This is a genomic window from Flavobacterium sp. 5, from assembly GCF_002813295.1.
GTDB lineage: Bacteria > Bacteroidota > Bacteroidia > Flavobacteriales > Flavobacteriaceae > Flavobacterium.
This window is the reverse complement of sequence record NZ_PHUE01000001.1, coordinates 3332505-3349242: the sequence shown is the minus strand read 5'-3', so window position 1 is coordinate 3349242 and position 16738 is coordinate 3332505. Positions and strand designations below refer to the sequence as shown.

The window sequence follows — 16738 nt, the reverse complement described above, 5'->3', positions numbered from 1 at the left end:
TTACTTTTTACCTTTGGTTGCTTTTTTCAAATCGTCTCCACCAGGAATTCTCATTTTGTCTGTCAAGACTGAAATCTCACTCAGGTCAAAATCACCTGTTAATGACATCAAGACTGTGTCTTCTCCTTTACCTCCTTCAACAAACATTAATAACTCTCTTATTTGACTGTCTTTTGCTCCAGATTTGACCATAATTTTGACATTTTTTCCTTTGTCATTTATACGCATCAATTCTTCTAAACCAGCTGTTTTTATGTATTTATCAGCAGCACTTTTCATTTCTCCTTCTACTCTAACACTTTGTGTTGTAAAGACTTTTAAATTGTCCAATTTTTTAATCAAGCTCATGTACTGTTGTGCCTCTTTGTCTGAAGTATCAACTTTTACTTTACTCATCAATTCGAACATCTTTTTATTTACAACTATTGATGTTACATCGTCTTGACCGTCGAACTTATCGAATGCCGATTGGGCAAAAAACGGACTTGATACTAATACTGCTACTAATGTGATTATTAACTTTTTCATTTTATTTTGATTTAATGATTGTTTTTAAAAATTTAAAATTCTGCAATTGGGCTTGAATACTCTAGAATCACTCTCGCTTTATTTTTATTGAACAAATACTTTGCTCTTAGTTAATTCATAAACTTGAATATACTGAATCCCTTCGACTCCAGTATTTACATGATTGGATAACATTGCCAATGCTTTTTGAGTGGCTTCCAAAGCTTCTTTAGGATCCTCATAAGTACCTAATGCTGCATTTTCTTTTTCCTTATCAGTATTGAAATAAATATACGTTCCCACTCCCATCAAAACAACAATTGAAGCTGCTATCGACAACCATGTTTTATTTTGTTTTTTAGGAATTAGCGGTACATTTTTTTCTAAATTTTCTTTTTTTGCTTCCACAAAATATCCAAATAAAGGCTTGTATTGTTCTAAATGTGGTGCAACATTTTGTGACGAAAAATAGTTTTTCAACTCGTTTTCTTCAGCAATACTTGTTTCTCCTTCAAAGTATTTTTCTAAAAGTGCTTCCGTTTTATTGAATTCCATAACTGTGTGTTTTTAACATGTATTCTCTAATTGTTTTTCTTGCTCTTGAAAGTGCCACCCGTACAGCAGTTTCATTCATCTCTAGTATTTTCGCTATTTCAGAAAACTCGCACTGTTCTATATCTCTTAACTGAATAATTAATCGTTGTTGTTCTGGCAATTCATTAATAATTTTTTCGACCCATTTTAAACTATCGCTATCTTCAAGTTGTTTATCTAAACTTGGGGCTGCATCTGTAAAATTGCTATGTACTATTTTAAGATTACCAGCTCTTTTTGATTTTAATTGATCCAAACAATAATTTTTGGTCATGGTCATAGCCATTGCTTCAACACTATTATAGATTTCTAAATTTTCATTTTTACTCCATAATTTAACCAAAACTTCTTGGGTAGCATCTTCTGCCTCCTCAGTGCTTACAAGTAATCGCTTAGCCAATCGAAAGAGCTTATCTTTGAATGGATTAACTAAAAGCACAAAATCCTTTTGGTTCATAAAATGGTTATATTAATTTGGTTATATAATCAAGACGAGACACTATCTTTTTTGTTACAAAAAAAATTTAAATTAAACTAAAGTTAGTACTTTTACGTTGTAGATCTACAACGAAAACTATATGAAGACATCTTTAAAAGTTACCTTACTATTATTCTTTGCGGTTTTTACTTTTCAGAGTTGCGAAGATATGGACGATGTCTTTCCATCCCCTACTGTCGAAATTAATAATTTCGTTTGGAAAGGTCTTAATTTATATTATTTATGGCAAGCTGATGTTCCTAATTTATCTGACAAGCGTTTTGCTAATCAAGCTGAGTTAAATAAATTTTTGAAAGGATATTCAAAACCTGAAGATTTATTTAATGCCCTTAGAGTAGACAAATCCATAGATAGATTTAGCTGGATAGTGACTGATTATCTTGAGTTAGAAGGTGTACTTCAAGGAATTACAAAGAATGATGGTATGGATTTTGGTCTTTATCGTAAATCTTTAGACTCTAAAGAAATATTTTGTTGGGTTCACTATATACTTCCCAATTCAGATGCTTCTACTAAAGAGATACAACGTGGTACCATTTTTTATGGTGTAAATGGAACACAACTTACTGTAGATAATTATCAAACTTTATTGAACTCAGAAAATTATACTCTCAATTTAGCTGATTATAATGCTGGAACTATTACTCCAAATGGTAAATCTGTAAATCTGACAAAAACAGTTCTTTCTGAAAACCCAATTTTAATTAATAAAGTAATTGAAACTAGTGGACATAAAATAGGGTATTTAATGTATAATGGTTTTTACCCAAACTATGATACTGATCTGAATGATGCTTTTGGCTCACTAAAATCACAAGGCATTACTGATTTAGTTTTGGATTTAAGATACAATTCTGGAGGTTCTGTTCAAACTGCTGTATACTTAGCCAGTATGATAACAGGCCAATTCACGAACAAAGTATTTTCTAAACAAAGATGGAATGACAAAATCAATTCTTATTTTGAATCGGAAAAACCTCAAGCGTTAAAAAATTTATTTGTTAATAAAATAGGATCTACACCCTTAAATAGTTTAAACTTTACTAAAGTATATATTTTGACTACTAAAAGTACCGCTTCTGCAAGCGAATTAGTTATAAATGGGTTGAAACCATATATTGATGTAATTCAAATTGGTGACATTACTACTGGTAAAAACGTAGCATCTATCACAATCTATGACTCCCCTACTTTTGGAAAAGAAAACAGAAATCCAACTCATCGTTATGCGATGCAACCAATTGTTTTGAAAACTACAAATGCAGATGATTTTGGTGATTATTTCAATGGTTTAACACCAACTTATTCTTTAAAAGAAAATCTAAATAATTTAGGGACTTTGGGGACTGATTCAGAACCTTTATTAAGTACTGCGATTGGTCAAATTACAGGAACAGCTAAAATGCTTAAAACGACTCAAGGAAAAACATTTCCATATTTTCAAGATTCAAAATCAATAATTGGACAAAACCAAATGTATATTGAAAAAGCTCCTGAAGGGCTTTTGAAATCTTTGGAGTAAAAATAAATATCTGTATAGTTTCAAAAATATCTCAAATTTAAAAGGAATCAATCAAAAAAGGCTTTCATCACTGAAAGCCTTTTCTTCTCAAAAACAATTACCAAATACTGTTAAAATAAAATTAGTCCTTCAAGAACTTCCCTACATAATATATAACTGTATTAAACTAAAAAAAATATTTCTCTAAAAGATGAGAAATAGTATAAAAAATTAATCATTAAAATAAAACCCTGCTGGAATAGTCCCTACTGCGAATGTTTTCTCTAATTTACCTATTGATGGTGAAGTTAATGCATATACATACACTTTTCCATTATGTTCATAATCACCTGCGTCTCCCACATAAATATGACTTCCGTGAACTGCAAAACTATACACACCATAAACACCTTGTTCTGTAGTACTAAATGCTGAAGTTGTAGGCAATGCCGTAGCTGTCGTACTCATTTTGAAAACATCAGAATCAACAGTATAGTATGCATCATTCCCGTTCAATACAAAATTCGATAAATGTTTTTTCGCATCTGAATAAGCAATTGTACTTGTAACTGCATTTGTTGACAGATTTACTTTCACAATTTGACCTGCTGTTTCTACCAAAGGTGATGCATAACTTGGCATACCAGCACAAGCAACCCATAAAGTTCCGTCTTTTATTACCATATTCTCTGGCAAATCTCCAACTGTAATGGTTGTTGATACACTACTTGTAGCTGCATTTATAACCGAAATTTTATTTCCATAATTGAATCCTCCTTTATGAGCTACATACAGTTTTCCTAAATTTTCCAAAATTCTTTCTGGTCCTTCTTCAACAGGAATAGAGCTAGATACTTTATTGGTAGTTAAATCAATTACGGCTACATAATCATCTGTTTTAACAGTTCCGTCACCCCAATTAGTAACATATCCTTTACCATTTACAAAAGCAATATACCTAGGGTTCTTTAATCCCGAGTTAATACTAGCTACGCTTTTCATTGTATATCGATTTACAACCTCAATTTTATTACTGCCATTTAATACGATATAAGCATTTTCACCATTAAAACCAATATCCTGACCTGTGTCTCCCAAAGTGATCATTGGATTTACTACCGAAAAAATATCATTTTGAGCTGTAGCAAAATCAGAAGAAATATAAGAAACTGAAGCATCATTATGTCCAAATCCTCCTTGATTTAAAATTAAAAAACCATTATCATAACTTCCTAATGGTGCTTCTAAATTGTTATTGTCATCATCCGTACAGGACACGAAAAATAAAGCTGACGCTAACGTTATTAAAACTAATTTACTGAAATTCATTTTTATTAAAATTTAAAGGTTAGATTGATTAAAAAATTTCTTCCTGGCATAATATGCTGAGAAACACTTTGGTATTCTTTATTAAAGAGATTCAATGCCTGCAAACCAATTTTGCAAGTATATGTAGCTCCTAAATCATAATAGATTCCCAAATTGGAAACCCAATATTCTTTGACTAATTTATATTTTTCAGAAGGTGTTGAAACCGCTCCATTAAACAAAAACTGATAAGTTGCTTCAATTTTTTTATACGAATACGAAACATTCGAATTGAATTTATGATACGGAACATACTGTAATTGTTCTTCCGTTTCTAAATCTTTGGAAACGGTATACCCATAACTCGCGTTTAGAGCAATATTGTTTTTACCATACGAATTCGACCACCCCAAATTAGTTTCTGAACCATATGAATTGATACGATTAATATTTTCAGGAGACCAATTCGATCCATCAAGTGGAGCCCAACTAATCATATCCTTTATTTTTATAAAATAAATAGTTTCTGTCAATTTGAATTTTTTATATGAAAAGACATTTCCTATCTCTACTTGATATGAACTCTCTGGCTTCAAATCAGGATTTCCACCAGTTTCCCAATACAAATCATTAAAAGTCGGAATCCTAAAATTCCTAGAAAGATTAACTTTTAAATTATAAAAAGAATTAAAAGCATAAGAAGAACCCAATGAAAATAAGAATGGACTATCATAATCCGAACTCACTTCCTTTCTAAAACCCAATTCATTTTGCCATTTCGCATTATGTTGCTCGACAGCATTGATTGCAAACGCGCCTATTTGTCTAGTATTATCACCAAAACTTGTTCCAAAACCTTTTGTATGGTTGTAATCTAAAATACCATTCAACCTAATGGATTCTATTAATTGATACCCCAAATCAACTTTTGCGATAAGCGATTCCGTTTTTCCAAAACTAAAATCATTACGATCAATATTTTCAAAATATTGATATTGTTCTGTGAGATAGGCTACTTTATAATTAGTAGTAAATCCATCATTGGTTTCGTTATATTCCAAAAGATTTCTACTAAAAGTATTAATATATTTAGTTTTAGAGTCCGACTCATTTATTAAAGAAAGATTTCTGTCGGTATTTGAAGATTGACTATACAAAGTAAGAACAGCATTAGGTTTAATTTTATATCCCACATTAGCAAATAAATTGGTTGTAGCATACTGTCCATTTTCATTTTTTCGTTGTATTCCATCCCATGTATAAAGCCCTTTGTACTCATAATCATTATCTGAACTATTTCTCGAAAAACCAACTTGAGTACTCCATTTTTTATTAGAAAGATTCATTTTATAATTAACACCTATGGTATTAAAACTACCATAATCCAATCGCAACTCATTTTCAAATTGGTCTTTAAAAACCAAATTATTATTCAAATGAACCGTCCCTCCAATAGCACCACTTCCATAACTTACACTTCCACCACCCGCTTTTATACTGATAGTATTGAAATCAGGAGCTGTAAAAGTATTGAAATCGGCACTACCGTTGAGCTGAGAATTTACATTTATTCCATTCCAGATTACAGCTGTTTGCGAAGCAGTAGTTCCTCTAAAAGAAACCGTAGACAACATTCCGCGCCCGTATTCCTTGAAATAAATTACACTGTTGTAGTTTAATAAACTGGAAAGAGAAGTTTGATTTTTATTAATAACCGAATCATTAAGAATCTGAATCGATTGAGATTTATTATTGGAGTACAAAGAACCGTTGGGAACTATGACCTCTTTTAAATTATTTATAGAGTCATTCTGTGCCGAAATTAATTGGCATATTAAAACAAAAAAGCAAAATATTAGTTTTTTAAAAGTCATAATTTCTGAACCTTTTTTCCCGAAAGTTCGATATTCGTTAAGAAAAAAGGCAGGTCTCCTGGCTTGCGTCTTGTTGTTCACCTTCCCATTCTTGAGTTGAGATTTTTGATTTTAGACTTTAGATTAAATCTAAAATCTGATTTCTAAAATCTACAATTTAAAACAGTGGTTTGTAGATAACAACAAGCTTGATAGCTTACAGTTGCGGGAACAGCTTAGGTTTTGAACCTAATTCCCTTTTAATGTGTTTTCGTAAAAAAGTAAAACACAACCTTAATTCGGGCGCAAAGATAATGTTAAAAATATTGAAAAATAAAAAAAAGTTTCTTAGTTTCTTAGTCTCACAGTAAATCAACAACTTATAATCTCAGCAACTCTATTTTGACTACAGCTCCAAAATCCAACTTTGATTTAAAAGCTTCATGCAAAGGAATATTATTTATTTTACACAAAATACTTCTAATAACTCCTGCGTGTGCGACAATAATTAAAGGTTTTTCTATGGCTTTTGAAATTTCATTTTCTAAAAAATCTATAACTCTTTCATTCAGGTCAACAAAAGATTCACCATTAGGAACTCGGACATTTACAAAATCAGTCATCCAAGGATTTAAAACTTCTTGAGGAATATCATCCCAACTTTGTAATTCCCAATCGCCAAAATTCATTTCCATTAATCTTGAATCTTCGATAATAAAATCGCTTTGAGTGTTTTCCTGAATATGTTTTGCCAAAATAACACAACGTTGCAAAGGGCTAGAATACAAAACAGCTTCTTTAGGCAGTTGCTCTACAATAGATTCAAAAATAACATCATAAGGTTTTCGAATACCAACATTACTTTGTCCATAACAAATTCCCTTTTCACAAACTGTTTCGGTATGACGAACTAAATAAACTTCCATATTCCGATAATTGACAGATAAAAAATTACTTCACACACTTGTTGTGTCGCACCCAAACAATCTCCTGTATAACCATCAATCCATTTCTGGAAATAACGAGCAAGGAAAAACCGAGCAATAAAAACAGGAATCAACGCCAACAATAATTGCGATTGAAAAAAAGATAAAGTCAAAAGTGGTAACAACCCAAAAAACAAAGCTCCAACTACTTCTTTCCAAGTGAAATTTTGAGCAATAGGTTTACTTTTACTTGAAGCATCTTCCCTCGAATATTGATGTGTAAAAACAATCGAAATTGCACTCAATCGACTAATAGAGTGTGCAGAAATAAAAATTAACAAATTGCAAATTACAGGTTGTAGGTTCGTAATTTCAGATTTAGAAAGCAAACTAAAAATAGCCTGAAATTTTAATAAAAAAAGTAAAACCACACCAATCGCTCCATAGGCACCAATGGCACTATCTTTCATTATCAAAAGGATTTTTTCTTTAGTCCAACCTCCTCCAAAACCATCACAAACATCGGCAAAACCATCTTCGTGAAAAGCCCCTGTTGTTAAGATTCCAGCTATGATTGACAAAATTATAGCAATTTCATTGGTAAAAAAAACGGCTCCAATATAATAGAAAACAAAAGAAATTCCACCAACTATCCATCCAATTAAAGGAAAATAGCGTGAGGCTTTATTTAAATATTCAGGATTATGGTCGATGTTTTTTGGACACGGAATTCGAGTATAAAACATTAAAGCCGTGAAAAATATATGTAGTTGTTTTTTCATTTTTTAATTATTATTACGGTAATACATTGCTGGTAGAGACGTTGCACTGCAACGTCTAACATCCCCACAACGAATTCTAAAATCAAATTCAAACAGTTCTTTCAGACGTTGCAGTGCAACGTCTCTACAACGGATTTATTTATTGCTAACACCTGCCGATTCAAAACTAGCCATTTCATTTAGAAAAGCAACTGCCGATTGTATAATTGGAAATGCCAACGCACAACCAGTTCCTTCTCCCAATCGCAAATCTAGTTGTAAAACAGCTCGAACATCCAAATAATTCAATATTTTTTGATGTCCCTGTTCATCTGATGAATGACAAAATATCGCATTTTCTTTTACTTCTGAATTCATTTTACAGGCAATTAAAAAAGCGACTGTACAAATAAAACCATCTACCAAAATAAGCATATTGTTTTGTTTGGCTTGCAACATTCCCCCGGCCATTTGCATGATTTCAAAACCTCCGAAATAAGCTAATTTATTTTGCAAGTCGTTTGGACCATTATAATTCTCGAATGCTTTTTTGAGAATGTTTTGTTTCAGAATTAACTTTTCATCATCAACTCCTGTTCCTTTTCCAATACAATCCTCGATCGGTAATTCTAAAAGAATACTCATTAAAACTGAAGCTGTAGAAGTATTTCCTATTCCCATTTCTCCAAAACCAATACAATTACAACCTGTTTCAAAAATGGTATTTACAATTGCTGCTCCTTTTACAAAGCACAAATTCAATTCAGCTTGACTCATTGCCGAAGTATGTAAAAAGGATTGTGTTCCCTTCCCTATTTTGGCAGAAACCAAATTGGCATTGGTCGGAAAATCATAGTTAACTCCTGCATCAACAATCGTTAACTCAATATTATTTTGTTTGCAAAAGACATTAATTCCTGCTCCTCCTTCCAGAAAATTAGCAACCATTTGTCGGGTAACATCTTGCGGATAGGCGCTCACACCATGATTGGCAATTCCGTGGTCTCCAGCAAAAACAACAATATGAGGTTTTATTATTTTGGGTTCTAAAGTTTGAAAAACCGTTCCGATTTGTTTGGCTAAATTTTCTAAGACACCAAGCGAACCTGTTGGTTTGGTTTTATTGTCTATTTTTTGTTGGAGCGTTTCAATGAACTCAGAATCGTTGGAGTGTGATTGCTTCGTTCCTCGCAATGACTCAGAAGCCCTGACTAGCTTGGAAACCAAAATTTCTTCAACAAAAGGTTTTTCTTTTTTTTGCTTCCAATTCAATTGTTGCAACATTGGTTGATTATCATAATTGGTAGCAGGTTTACCCACACAGAAATACCCCAAAGGCTCAATATGTTCAGGCAATCCTAAAAGTTGTTTGAATTGGTAATAATTTATAATCGAAACCCAGCCCATCGAATAGCCTTGCTCGGTCAATGACAACCAAATATTTTGTGCAGAACAAACCGAGCTATATTTTACGGCTTCGTTGCTCCCGACAGTTCCGATTGTGAATTGATTCAAAACTGAACGATCATAGCAAATTACTAAACCAAGTGGTGCTTCTTCAATGGCTTCTAGTTTTAAGGCTTGGTATTGCGCTTTTTGAAGCACATTGTCAGTTTGATTTTCTGCTTTTTCATTATAGACTAAAAACAATTCTTTTATCGCCTTTTTGATTTCAGCAGATTTGATTAGATAATATTTTGTGGCATCGGTCAAACCTACCGATGGTGCATAATGTCCTGCCAGTAGTGCTTTTTGAATTACTTCCTCGGGTACGGCATCTACTGTGAAATGACGGGTGTCTCGGCGAGATTGTATGATTTCATCTAAAGTCATTATTTTCTTTTTTACTTTCGTTAGGGATGGTAGTGATATCCTTTATTGCCGGGGTTCGGCAATAAAGATATAACGAACAACCCAACCCTTGTGGTAATGTCTAAACAATCATTATCTTATACTTTACCTTTAATTGTTAAAGGAATTCCAGAAACCATCAGCACGACTATATCGGCATTTTTAGCAATATATTGGTTCATCCAGCCTTGCAATTCTGTAAATTTTCTACCGATATGTGTTTCGGCGTGAACACCCATTCCGATTTCGTTCGTAACAATAATTATTGTGGTGTTTTCTTGTTTTGCAATGGCATCTAATTCTAGCTTGGCTTGTTCCAAACTTAGAGCTACATCATTTTTGGTGTCTACAAAAAAATTGGTCAACCACAAGGTAACACAATCAACAATAGCTACTTTTCCTGAGAAATCAATTTCACTCAAATGCTTTTCTTTCTCAATGTTAACCCATCGTTCGTCTCTATCTTTTTGATGCCTATCTACGCGTTTTTGGAAATCATCGTCCCATTTTCGGGCAGTTGCCACATACATTGGATTTTCGGCTAAGTCTTTGGCTAAATTTTCGGCATAACTGCTCTTTCCTGAGCGCTCGCCTCCTGTGATTAAGTAGATCATTTTTGTTCAATAAATATTTTTGTGTAACTTTTAATAAGGACAATGCGTGCAATCACTTTTACAGCAATAGCCTCTTTTGAGATGAAACCAAGGCTTAAAAACATAGTTTCCATCTTCAAAATAATAATCAATTCCTTCTATGATTTGACTAGTTTCAGACAATAATGAAGCTTTATTTCCAATTGCAGTTTCAGGAGTTATTGTAGCTACAAATTCGTCAATTTTATCCGAACATGCTTTTTTGAAACAACTCGAACAAAGACAATCAGCTATATCAAATGGGTTAAAAATCGGTGGAAAATCATTGCACCAACAAGCTTCCCCTTCAAGAGTATCTCCACAATTAAAAGGTTTTTGACACGTAGAACAATACTTCTCTTTTATAATATTCATTTTGTAAAGATAGCGTTTGTCTTATTTTTTACTGCAAAAATTAAGTAAGAAATTTATAATTTACTATACCTTTGTCACTATCGAAAAATATATTCTATGCGATTTTCATTCTACAAAATTTTATTATTCAGTGTTCTCTTTTCTTTTATTGGATGTAAAAACAATGAAACAAAAGAGGTTATAAATGCTGTCACCACTACAAACAGCATTCAATATTCCAAAAGTTTGGCCATCCATAAACAAGACGGTTATACGGTCGTTACAGTTTCAAATCCCTGGCCAGATGCTGTTAAAAATTTCACTTATATCCTGAAAGAAAAAAAAGGAATTGTACCTGATAGCTTAAAAAAATATACTCAAATCAATGTTCCATTACAGTCTATTGTAGTGACTTCTACTACTAATATTCCATTTTTGGAAATGTTAGGTGTTGAAAAATCATTAGTTGGATTTCCACATACTGATTATATTTCTTCAGAAAAAACAAGAGCTTTAATTGATGCTGGTTCAGTTAAAAATGTAGGACAAAACGAGAAACTCAATATAGAACAGCTTATTGATTTAGCTCCAGAACTTATTGTAACTTTTGGTATTGACAATAATAATCCAACTCTTGAAAATTTACAAAAAAGTGGTTTAAAAGTATTAATTCAAGCCGATTGGATGGAGCAATCACCTCTTGGAAAAGCGGAATGGTTAAAACTATATGGTATCTTATTTGGAAAAGAAAAAGAAGCCAATCAATTATTTGACAATATCGTGAAAGAATACAACGATGCCAAACAACTAGTTGCAAATGAGAAACCAACTTCAACAGTATTGTACGGTTCTATGTATCAAGATCAATGGTATGTAGCAAAAGGAAGTAGCTGGGTTGCTCAATTTATGAAAGATGCCAAAGCCGATTATCTTTGGAAAAATTTAGAAGGAACTGGAAGTCTTGGATTGTCATTTGAAAACATTTTAGACAAAGCTAAAACGGCTTCTTTCTGGATTGCAACGGGATCATTTAAAACATTGACAGAATTAAAAAATGCAAACCCGCATTACAGTCAGTTTGATGCTTTTACTAACAAAAGCATTTACACTTTTGAAGGAAAACTGGGAGCTACTGGAGGTACAATTTTTTATGAATTATCTCCTTCCCGACCTGATTTGGTATTGAAAGATTACATTAAAATTTTTCATCCAGAATTACTTCCTGATTATACTTTTACTTTTGCTCAAAAACTGAATTAATTGAATAATCTAAAACGAAATACTATTTTATTTCCATTGCTTTTTATAGGGCTAATGATTTTGTTTATTGTAAATATTAGCTTTGGTTCTATTACGATTCCTTTCAAAGAAGTATATACCAGTTTAACTGGTGGACAAGCTAGTAAATCGACTTGGGAATACATCATTATCAATTATCGCTTACCAAAAGCCATTACAGCCGTTTTGGTTGGAATGGGACTTTCGATAAGTGGATTATTAATGCAGACTTTATTTAGAAATCCGCTAGCAGGCCCTTATGTTTTGGGGCTTAGCTCAGGTGCGAGTTTAGGGGTTGCCTTTGTAATTTTAGGAGCGAGTATATTGCCTTCGTTTTTGAGTGGCATTTTATTATCTCCTTACGGAATTGTTTTGGCCTCAACATTAGGAAGCACATCCGTTTTAGTCTTAGTTTTATTGGTTTCTCAACGCTTGAGAGATACTATGGCTATACTAATTGTTGGACTTATGTTTGGTAGTTTTACCAGTGCGATTGTGGGAGTTCTTACTTATTTTAGTTCTGCGGAACAATTGCAAAAATTCACTTTTTGGTCCATGGGAAATCTTGGTAATTTGTCTTGGACTTCCATTCTTATTCTGTCCATTTGTGTACTGTTGGGATTATTCCTTAGCTTGTTAAGTATTAAACCTCTAAACGCTTTACTTCTAGGTGAGAATTATGCCAAAAGTATGGGCTTAAATTTCAATAGAGCCCGATTTATTATCATATTGGCAACCAGTATTTTGGCGGGAAGCATCACTGCTTATGCTGGTCCTATTGCTTTCATTGGATTGGCTGTTCCACATATTGCTAAATTAGTATTTCAAACCAGTAATCATACGGTTCTATTCTGGAGTACTTTGCTTTTTGGTGCTGCTATAATGTTAATATGTGATGTTATTTCTCAAATGCCGGGGATGGAAATTACCTTACCGATCAATGCGATTACATCTATATTGGGAGCACCTGTAGTCATTTGGTTGTTAGTTAGAAAAAGGAATTTTAAGTGATATTTGAATCCATTTTTTTCTATAAAAAAGTATAATTCTTTATAAAGTTATGACGAATAACATTCTTACCACTCAAAATTTAAGTATTGGATATTCTTCCAAAAAAGAAACTGTGACCATAGCAGAAAACCTCAACTTGAATCTGCAAGCAGGGAAACTCATTGCTTTAATTGGAGCTAATGGTATCGGAAAATCGACTTTATTACGTACCATTACTGGAATTCAAAAACCTTTACAAGGGACTGTTTTATTGAATGATAAAAAGATAAGCAATTACGAACCTTTGGAACTCGCCCAAAGTTTAAGCATGGTTTTGACCGAAAAATTACCTCCAAGTAATTTAACCGTTTTCGAATTGGTTGCTTTGGGACGCCAACCCTATACTAATTGGATTGGGACTTTATCAGATACAGATATTCGAATTGTTCAGAATGCTATGATGCAAACACAAATCGAACATTTGTCACAAAAAAAGCATTATGAAATAAGTGATGGGCAATTACAAAAAGTTTTAATTGCAAGAGCATTAGCACAAGACACTCCTTTGATTATTCTAGATGAACCCACTACACACTTGGATTTATTACATAAAGTCTCTTTGCTCAAACTCTTAAAAAAACTAACGCACGAAACTGGAAAATGTATTTTATTTTCGACTCATGATATTGACATGGCTATACAATTGAGCGATGAAATGATTATCATGACTCCAGAAACGGTAGTACAAGATGAACCTTGTAATTTGATTACCAAAGGAAGTTTTAATACTTTATTCAAAGATGAACATATTGTTTTTGATAATGAAAAAGGGAAATTTGTAATTACTTAAGAAAATAGTCATTACAAAACCGAAAACTCCTTTCAACTTCCTTTCAATAAATTAATACTTACAGTAGCCGTTTCTGCATCAGGAAATTTTTTAAAATAGTTTGGGTCGGGAAATAATCCCGCTTCGGCAGCAATTTTATGGAGAACTTCAATTTCAACAATATATTGATCGGAAAAACCGTGTGTAGCATCATAAGCCGTTGCTGCAGTTTTTCCTAAATTATGGGCAGTCAAATGAGGAGCTATCGTATGCAATTCAATAATTAGCAATCCGAATTTATGAACATACGGAGACCATTTTTGGAAATGTTCTAATAAATTATCTTCTACTAAGTTATTTGTAATTCGTTTACCTCTATGCGCAAATGCACCAGTCGAATTGCTTATTCTATCCTTCGAAATTTGTTTTGGCATTTCCCAAATACGATTATGGTCCAAAAAGGTTCTCACATTCAGCAAATCCTTTAAATCGATCTTATAATTATCCAATAAATCTTCAGCAAGTAAATCTGGTCTTCCAATATCCCCCCAAATTACTTTGGCCCAAATATCGGCTTTAATCAAATTAGCCCTTGTTACTTTAAGCGCCGCTTGATTATAATCGGCACCCACCAAAAATAAAGGATGTGTATTTAGTATTCTCCCTCTCAATGTTTGTCGATCAATAACATCAAAAATATGTTCCAAAAAAGCACCGTTTCCACAACCCATATCTAGAATTCCTTTGGGCTGCTCTTCTATAGGCAAATTGAATAGTTTGATGATAATTTCGTCAACCACTTTAAAATAAGCATCGTGTGCACCACCACTTCCCCACACATTCATTTCTCGATCAACATGAATTTCATCTTCCCCATCTCCTACAATTCTTAAAATAGAAGGATTTCCAAAAAGTAAATCATCCATTTTGCTAAAGGTTGGTAAATACGAAACGGTTACACCATAAGCCGAAGCTCTTTTGGCAAAAAACAAACCCGTTTCTGTAAATTGATAATTGCCTTTTTTTTGTGTAAACCATCCCAAATGCACCAAAAAATCAAGTATGATTTTGAAATTTTCAGGTGATTTATGAAACTCCTCGGGGCGGAATGAAATTTCCATAAAGTATTTATGAAACATACCACTCATACCCAGACGCACTATCGTTGGACCAACTAAATAGCCTTCAATGTGAGTTAAAATCTGATGTTGAAGTGAATTGGTTAAAGAATCTGTAGAAAATGCTATTCCAAAATTATTTTTGTATTTTTCAAAAAGTGATTGCAAGCGTTCAAAAGGAGCTTCTTCAAATAATCTAGGATGAAATTCCATTGAAAAATGCAATAAATCCACCACATCTTTATACAATGGGAATAGTGAGAAAGCAATCTCACTTTTTTCATTGACAGTTATGGTAATTTCATCAGAATCAATCTTGTAATTAATAAATCCTTGAGCAGCCAAAACACGTAAACCTACATTGAGATACCCTTCATTGGCTTTAAACTGTAATAAAAGTTCAGAAAGTGTGGATTGTTTTTTTTCTAAAATATGAGCCAACACCCCTTTCTTATAAAGAGAATAAGCAACGGGTGCAGTAACCAAGCCATCGAGATGTTTAAAAATTGTACTTCTTAAGGAAATGTTATCTATCATAAAAAGGAATTTAAGACTCAATGTCTATCTCAAATATATGAAATTTCCTTTAAAATAAAATTATTAATCACACGATAAATACAACTCAACTATCTCATTACAAAACTATAATCCAATTTGTCTTTTAGCCTCTCCAATCACAAAAGCAACCGAATTAGCGATGTTAAAACTTCTAATTAAAGAAGACATAGGAATGGTAAGATGATTTTCGAATAATGTCAAAACCTCAGCACTTAGGCCAACACTTTCTTTTCCAAAAACCAACCAGTCTCCATCCTGAAATTGATTTTCTAAATACGATTTTTCAGCATGTGAACTCATCAAAAACACTCTTGAATTATCTGGAATTTGAGACATCCATTCGGCTACATTTTGGTATTCGGTTACGTCAAGATGCACCCAATAATCAAGTCCAGAACGCTTCAGATTTTTATCATTAATTACAAATCCAAAAGGATGAATTAAGTGCAAACGACTTTCAGTTCCTACACACAAACGTCCAATATTCCCAGTGTTATTTGGTATTTCAGGTTCTACTAATACGATGTTTAACATATTTTATTGGTTTAGTCGGTAATCTTTTTATTTATTCGTTTAATTGAAAATTAGAAACTTCTAAAACTTCACCTGCTTTTAAGTTGTTCAAATATACGTTTCCTATGCGTACTCGTACCAATCTTAGAGTTGGGAAACCAACTGCTGCTGTCATTTTACGAACTTGGCGAAACTTACCTTCATTTACTGTAATGGAAGCCCATGAGGTTGGTCCATGACGCTCATCTCTTATTTTCTTACCTCTCGGTCCAAAATCAGGAATTTCAGTAATAAGCCTGGCTTCACATTTTTTGGTTTTGTATTTCCCTCCATCGAATCCAATTTCAACACCTTCTTTCAATTCATCTATTGCTTCCTGAGTAATTACTCCATCGACTTGGACATAATACTCTTTATCAACTTTTTTACTGCGAATGATTTCGCTCATCTTTCCATCGGTTGTTAATAAAAGTAGACCTTCAGAATCTTCATCAAGCCGCCCAATAGCCATGGTACCCTCTGGAAAATCGTGTAATTCCCCCAAGAGCTTTTTCTTGCGTTTCAATTCATAAATAAATTGACTTAGATATCCGTAAGGTTTATGAACCATGAAATGATGGTGAGACATTTTATTCGAAGTTTTAAAACGCAAAGATAGTTTTGTTT

The 16738-nt window shown here is 32.9% G+C and carries 17 protein-coding genes and 1 riboswitch; of the genes, 4 read left to right on the top strand and 13 right to left on the bottom strand.

Translation table 11 applies throughout. The features are described from left to right. From CLU82_RS13970 to CLU82_RS13960, 3 genes are all read right to left on the bottom strand, one after another. Positions 1-528 carry a DUF4252 domain-containing protein gene (locus CLU82_RS13970; RefSeq protein WP_100843664.1) on the bottom strand — a complete coding sequence of 176 codons (528 nt, stop codon included), beginning with the start codon at positions 526-528 and terminating at the stop codon, positions 1-3. A gap of 84 nt (positions 529-612) precedes the next feature. After that, the gene (locus CLU82_RS13965; RefSeq protein ID WP_100843663.1) at positions 613-1062 is read right to left on the bottom strand and encodes a hypothetical protein; all 450 of its coding nucleotides are present in this window, start codon (positions 1060-1062) and stop codon (positions 613-615) included. Then, positions 1049-1558: an RNA polymerase sigma factor gene (locus tag CLU82_RS13960; protein ID WP_100843662.1), complete on the bottom strand. Its 510-nt coding sequence runs from the start codon at positions 1556-1558 to the stop codon at positions 1049-1051. Before CLU82_RS13960 ends, CLU82_RS13965 begins: the two co-directional genes overlap by 14 nt. Positions 1559-1679: 121 nt before the next feature. Between CLU82_RS13960 and CLU82_RS13955 the strand changes: the two genes are divergently transcribed. Further along, a complete protein-coding gene (locus tag CLU82_RS13955) occupies positions 1680-3122 on the top strand; it encodes a S41 family peptidase (RefSeq protein ID WP_100843661.1) in 1443 nt (480 codons plus the stop codon). A gap of 210 nt (positions 3123-3332) precedes the next feature. On the opposite strand, the gene CLU82_RS13950 is transcribed toward CLU82_RS13955, so the two are convergent. From CLU82_RS13950 to CLU82_RS13920, 7 genes are all read right to left on the bottom strand, one after another. Beyond that, a complete protein-coding gene (locus CLU82_RS13950) occupies positions 3333-4430 on the bottom strand; it encodes a YncE family protein (protein WP_100843660.1) in 1098 nt (365 codons plus the stop codon). Between the two features lie 5 nt (positions 4431-4435). Beyond that, entirely contained in the window at positions 4436-6283 is a 1848-nt protein-coding gene (locus CLU82_RS13945) for a TonB-dependent siderophore receptor (RefSeq protein ID WP_100845041.1), read from the bottom strand. Positions 6284-6313: 30 nt separating this feature from the next. Continuing rightward, positions 6314-6574, bottom strand: a riboswitch (cobalamin riboswitch). A gap of 68 nt (positions 6575-6642) precedes the next feature. Next, entirely contained in the window at positions 6643-7188 is a 546-nt protein-coding gene (gene cobC / locus CLU82_RS13940) for an alpha-ribazole phosphatase (RefSeq protein WP_100843659.1), read from the bottom strand. After that, positions 7173-7970, bottom strand: coding sequence for an adenosylcobinamide-GDP ribazoletransferase (locus CLU82_RS13935; RefSeq protein WP_100843658.1), 798 nt, complete (start codon positions 7968-7970; stop codon positions 7173-7175). Before CLU82_RS13935 ends, cobC begins: the two co-directional genes overlap by 16 nt. A gap of 135 nt (positions 7971-8105) precedes the next feature. Continuing rightward, positions 8106-9782 carry a nicotinate-nucleotide--dimethylbenzimidazole phosphoribosyltransferase gene (cobT, locus tag CLU82_RS13930; protein ID WP_100843657.1) on the bottom strand — a complete coding sequence of 559 codons (1677 nt, stop codon included), beginning with the start codon at positions 9780-9782 and terminating at the stop codon, positions 8106-8108. A 116-nt stretch (positions 9783-9898) separates the two neighbouring features. After that, positions 9899-10414 (bottom strand): bifunctional adenosylcobinamide kinase/adenosylcobinamide-phosphate guanylyltransferase, encoded by a 516-nt coding sequence (gene cobU, locus CLU82_RS13925; RefSeq protein WP_100843656.1) that lies wholly within the window; start codon positions 10412-10414, stop codon positions 9899-9901. 30 nt (positions 10415-10444) lie between these two features. Further along, positions 10445-10807 (bottom strand): DUF5522 domain-containing protein, encoded by a 363-nt coding sequence (locus tag CLU82_RS13920; protein ID WP_100843655.1) that lies wholly within the window; start codon positions 10805-10807, stop codon positions 10445-10447. 96 nt (positions 10808-10903) lie between these two features. Here CLU82_RS13920 and CLU82_RS13915 point away from each other — a divergent pair, with 96 nt between their 5' ends. From CLU82_RS13915 to CLU82_RS13905, 3 genes are read left to right on the top strand one after another with little or no spacing between them, the layout of a single operon-like run. Then, complete coding sequence (locus tag CLU82_RS13915) at positions 10904-12046, top strand: ABC transporter substrate-binding protein (RefSeq protein WP_100843654.1); 1143 nt, start codon at positions 10904-10906, stop codon at positions 12044-12046. Then, positions 12047-13075, top strand: coding sequence for an iron ABC transporter permease (locus CLU82_RS13910; RefSeq protein WP_100843653.1), 1029 nt, complete (start codon positions 12047-12049; stop codon positions 13073-13075). A 49-nt stretch (positions 13076-13124) separates the two neighbouring features. After that, complete coding sequence (locus tag CLU82_RS13905) at positions 13125-13904, top strand: ABC transporter ATP-binding protein (protein WP_100843652.1); 780 nt, start codon at positions 13125-13127, stop codon at positions 13902-13904. Positions 13905-13936: 32 nt separating this feature from the next. On the opposite strand, the gene CLU82_RS13900 is transcribed toward CLU82_RS13905, so the two are convergent. The 3 genes from CLU82_RS13900 to CLU82_RS13890 all read right to left on the bottom strand — a co-directional run bounded on the left by CLU82_RS13900 (position 13937) and on the right by CLU82_RS13890 (position 16700). Beyond that, entirely contained in the window at positions 13937-15538 is a 1602-nt protein-coding gene (locus tag CLU82_RS13900) for a class I SAM-dependent methyltransferase (protein WP_100843651.1), read from the bottom strand. Between the two features lie 105 nt (positions 15539-15643). Then, on the bottom strand, positions 15644-16093 hold the full coding sequence (locus CLU82_RS13895; protein WP_100843650.1) for a tRNA (cytidine(34)-2'-O)-methyltransferase: 450 nt from the start codon (positions 16091-16093) through the stop codon (positions 15644-15646). A 31-nt stretch (positions 16094-16124) separates the two neighbouring features. Next, complete coding sequence (locus CLU82_RS13890) at positions 16125-16700, bottom strand: pseudouridine synthase (RefSeq protein ID WP_100843649.1); 576 nt, start codon at positions 16698-16700, stop codon at positions 16125-16127. Positions 16701-16738 lie beyond the last annotated feature (38 nt).

Bases quoted from the DNA above. Each gene is read 5' to 3' on its own strand.
- CLU82_RS13970 (WP_100843664.1), bottom strand. From the start codon at position 528: ATGAAAAAGTTAATAATCACATTAGTAGCAGTATTAGTATCAAGTCCG.
- CLU82_RS13965 (WP_100843663.1), bottom strand. From the start codon at position 1,062: ATGGAATTCAATAAAACGGAAGCACTTTTAGAAAAATACTTTGAAGGA.
- CLU82_RS13960 (WP_100843662.1), bottom strand. From the start codon at position 1,558: ATGAACCAAAAGGATTTTGTGCTTTTAGTTAATCCATTCAAAGATAAG.
- CLU82_RS13955 (WP_100843661.1), top strand. From the start codon at position 1,680: ATGAAGACATCTTTAAAAGTTACCTTACTATTATTCTTTGCGGTTTTT.
- CLU82_RS13950 (WP_100843660.1), bottom strand. From the start codon at position 4,430: ATGAATTTCAGTAAATTAGTTTTAATAACGTTAGCGTCAGCTTTATTT.
- CLU82_RS13945 (WP_100845041.1), bottom strand. From the start codon at position 6,283: ATGACTTTTAAAAAACTAATATTTTGCTTTTTTGTTTTAATATGCCAA.
- cobC (WP_100843659.1), bottom strand. From the start codon at position 7,188: ATGGAAGTTTATTTAGTTCGTCATACCGAAACAGTTTGTGAAAAGGGA.
- CLU82_RS13935 (WP_100843658.1), bottom strand. From the start codon at position 7,970: ATGAAAAAACAACTACATATATTTTTCACGGCTTTAATGTTTTATACT.
- cobT (WP_100843657.1), bottom strand. From the start codon at position 9,782: ATGACTTTAGATGAAATCATACAATCTCGCCGAGACACCCGTCATTTC.
- cobU (WP_100843656.1), bottom strand. From the start codon at position 10,414: ATGATCTACTTAATCACAGGAGGCGAGCGCTCAGGAAAGAGCAGTTAT.
- CLU82_RS13920 (WP_100843655.1), bottom strand. From the start codon at position 10,807: ATGAATATTATAAAAGAGAAGTATTGTTCTACGTGTCAAAAACCTTTT.
- CLU82_RS13915 (WP_100843654.1), top strand. From the start codon at position 10,904: ATGCGATTTTCATTCTACAAAATTTTATTATTCAGTGTTCTCTTTTCT.
- CLU82_RS13905 (WP_100843652.1), top strand. From the start codon at position 13,125: ATGACGAATAACATTCTTACCACTCAAAATTTAAGTATTGGATATTCT.
- CLU82_RS13900 (WP_100843651.1), bottom strand. From the start codon at position 15,538: ATGATAGATAACATTTCCTTAAGAAGTACAATTTTTAAACATCTCGAT.
- CLU82_RS13895 (WP_100843650.1), bottom strand. From the start codon at position 16,093: ATGTTAAACATCGTATTAGTAGAACCTGAAATACCAAATAACACTGGG.
- CLU82_RS13890 (WP_100843649.1), bottom strand. From the start codon at position 16,700: ATGTCTCACCATCATTTCATGGTTCATAAACCTTACGGATATCTAAGT.